The following is a 2,500-nucleotide window of genomic DNA, read 5'->3' as shown; positions in this document are numbered from 1 at the left end:
ATGGCTAAGTGGGAAAGGATGTGAGGATCCCAAAACAACCAGGATGTTGGCTTAGAAGCAGCCATCATTTAAAGAAAGCGTAACAGCTCACTGGTCTAAATAAGGGTCTTTGCGCCGAAAATGTAACGGGGCTAAAGCCATACACCGAAGCTTAGGGTTCGTGAGCAATCACGAGCGGTAGCGGAGCGTTCTGTAAGCTGATGAAGCCATACCCGTGAGGGGTGGTGGAGGTATCAGAAGTGCGAATGCTGACATGAGTAACGTAAGGGGAGTGAGAGACTCCCCCGCCGAAAGACCAAGGGTTCCTGCTTAAAGCTAATCTGAGCAGGGTTAGCCGGCCCCTAAGACGAGGCGGAAACGCGTAGTCGATGGGAACCACGTTAATATTCGTGGGCTTGGAGGTAGTGACGGATCATTGAGGTAGTCCAATCTTATCGGATTGAACGGGCTGCTGCGTGGTTCCAGGAAATAGCTCCTCCTTATAAACCGTACCCGAAACCGACACTGGTGGTCTGGTAGAGTATACCAAGGCGCTTGAGAGAACTATGCTGAAGGAACTCGGCAAATTGCACGCGTAACTTCGGAAGAAGCGTGACCCTTTTCCACGCAAGTGGAGGAGGGTGGCACAGACCAGGGGGTAGCGACTGTTTATCAAAAACACAGGGCTCTGCGAAGTCGCAAGACGACGTATAGGGTCTGACGCCTGCCCGGTGCTGGAAGGTTAAGAGGAGGGGTGCAAGCTCTGAATCGAAGCCCCAGTAAACGGCGGCCGTAACTATAACGGTCCTAAGGTAGCGAAATTCCTTGTCGGGTAAGTTCCGACCTGCACGAATGGCGTAACGACTTCCCCGCTGTCTCCAGCATAGACTCAGTGAAATTGAATTCCCCGTGAAGATGCGGGGTTCCTGCGGTTAGACGGAAAGACCCCGTGCACCTTTACTATAGCTTTACATTGGCATTCGTAGTGGCATGTGTAGGATAGGTGGTAGGCTTTGAAACCTGGGCGCCAGCTCAGGTGGAGCCACCCTTGAAATACCACCCTTATTACTATGGATGTCTAACCGCGGCCCGTTATCCGGGTCCGGGACAATGTATGGTGGGTAGTTTGACTGGGGCGGTCGCCTCCTAAAGAGTAACGGAGGCGCGCGATGGTGGGCTCAGAACGGTCGGAAATCGTTCGCTGAGTGCAATGGCATAAGCCTGCCTGACTGCGAGACTGACAAGTCGAGCAGAGACGAAAGTCGGTCATAGTGATCCGGTGGTCCCGCGTGGAAGGGCCATCGCTCAACGGATAAAAGGTACGCCGGGGATAACAGGCTGATGACCCCCAAGAGTCCATATCGACGGGGTTGTTTGGCACCTCGATGTCGACTCATCGCATCCTGGGGCTGGAGCAGGTCCCAAGGGTATGGCTGTTCGCCATTTAAAGCGGTACGTGAGTTGGGTTCAGAACGTCGTGAGACAGTTCGGTCCCTATCTGCCGTGGGTGTAGGAATATTGAAAGGATCTGTCCCTAGTACGAGAGGACCGGGATGGACGGATCTCTGGTGGACCTGTTGTGGCGCCAGCCGCATAGCAGGGTAGCTATATCCGGACGGGATAACCGCTGAAGGCATCTAAGCGGGAAACCCACCTTAAAACGAGTATTCCCTGAGAACCGTGGAAGACGACCACGTTGATAGGCCGGGTGTGGAAGAGCGGCAACGCTTGAAGCTTACCGGTACTAATAGTTCGATCGGCTTGATCGTTCTCATTCCTTATGCCCATCTGACAAGGTCAGATGGTTTGTTCTCACTCACGCTTGTTCCGCCCTGCGGGCGGGCGCTACGTGGGTGCGGTGCATCAGCGCCGACGGTCGGTCGACCTTGCGAAGCTTCGCTTCGAAAGGCGCCAAGATCAAAGAACGTCCAAGGCACAAAAAACAGCTTCTCGAACAACGTGCGTTTTGCCGACCTGGTGGTTATGGCGGAGCGGCTGCACCCGATCCCATTCCGAACTCGGCCGTGAAACGCTCCAGCGCTGATGGTACTTCGTCTCAAGACGCGGGAGAGTAGGTCGCTGCCAGGTCTGCTAAACGCACGTTGAACTCACATCCAATCGGATGTCAGTGAAATCTTCTCTCTACGAACAAGGCCCGCCAAGGGACCACGGGCCGCGCAAGCGGCCCTTTCATTTGGTGAGCCATCTACCTATTTGTAGGCTTGCGCTTACATCCAATGGTGACGCGGGGTGGAGCAGCCCGGTAGCTCGTCAGGCTCATAACCTGAAGGTCACAGGTTCAAATCCTGTCCCCGCAACCAAATACAAAAGAGCCCGCCCTCGTGCGGGCTCTTTTATATTTAGCCGTGGTGCCCGGCGAGTTAACCCTCATCAGCCGTCCGCAACGAGGCCTTGCCGACGCCGCCGGTCAGAAACGCAAAGCCTCTCCCCAAAACCAAATCATAAACGGCCCGCCTGGCTCAAACCAGCGGGCCGTTTTGCGTTTGGAGCCAACGTCGCC

The 2,500-nt window shown here is 55.0% G+C and carries 1 tRNA gene and 2 rRNA genes (1 of these 3 cut by a window edge); all 3 read left to right on the top strand.

Annotation, left to right across the window (positions count from 1 at the left end):
* Window positions 1-1,748: ribosomal RNA gene (locus ACVILI_RS00015) — 23S ribosomal RNA — on the top strand; it begins 1,052 nt to the left of the window's first position.
* A 204-nt stretch (window positions 1,749-1,952) separates the two neighbouring features.
* Window positions 1,953-2,067: ribosomal RNA gene (gene rrf / locus ACVILI_RS00010) — 5S ribosomal RNA — on the top strand.
* A gap of 156 nt (window positions 2,068-2,223) precedes the next feature.
* Window positions 2,224-2,300: transfer RNA gene (locus ACVILI_RS00005), tRNA-Met, on the top strand.
* Window positions 2,301-2,500 lie beyond the last annotated feature (200 nt).

It is taken from the genome of Mesorhizobium sp. USDA 4775, from assembly GCF_054062655.1.
This window is presented reverse-complemented; position numbering and strand designations above follow the sequence as displayed.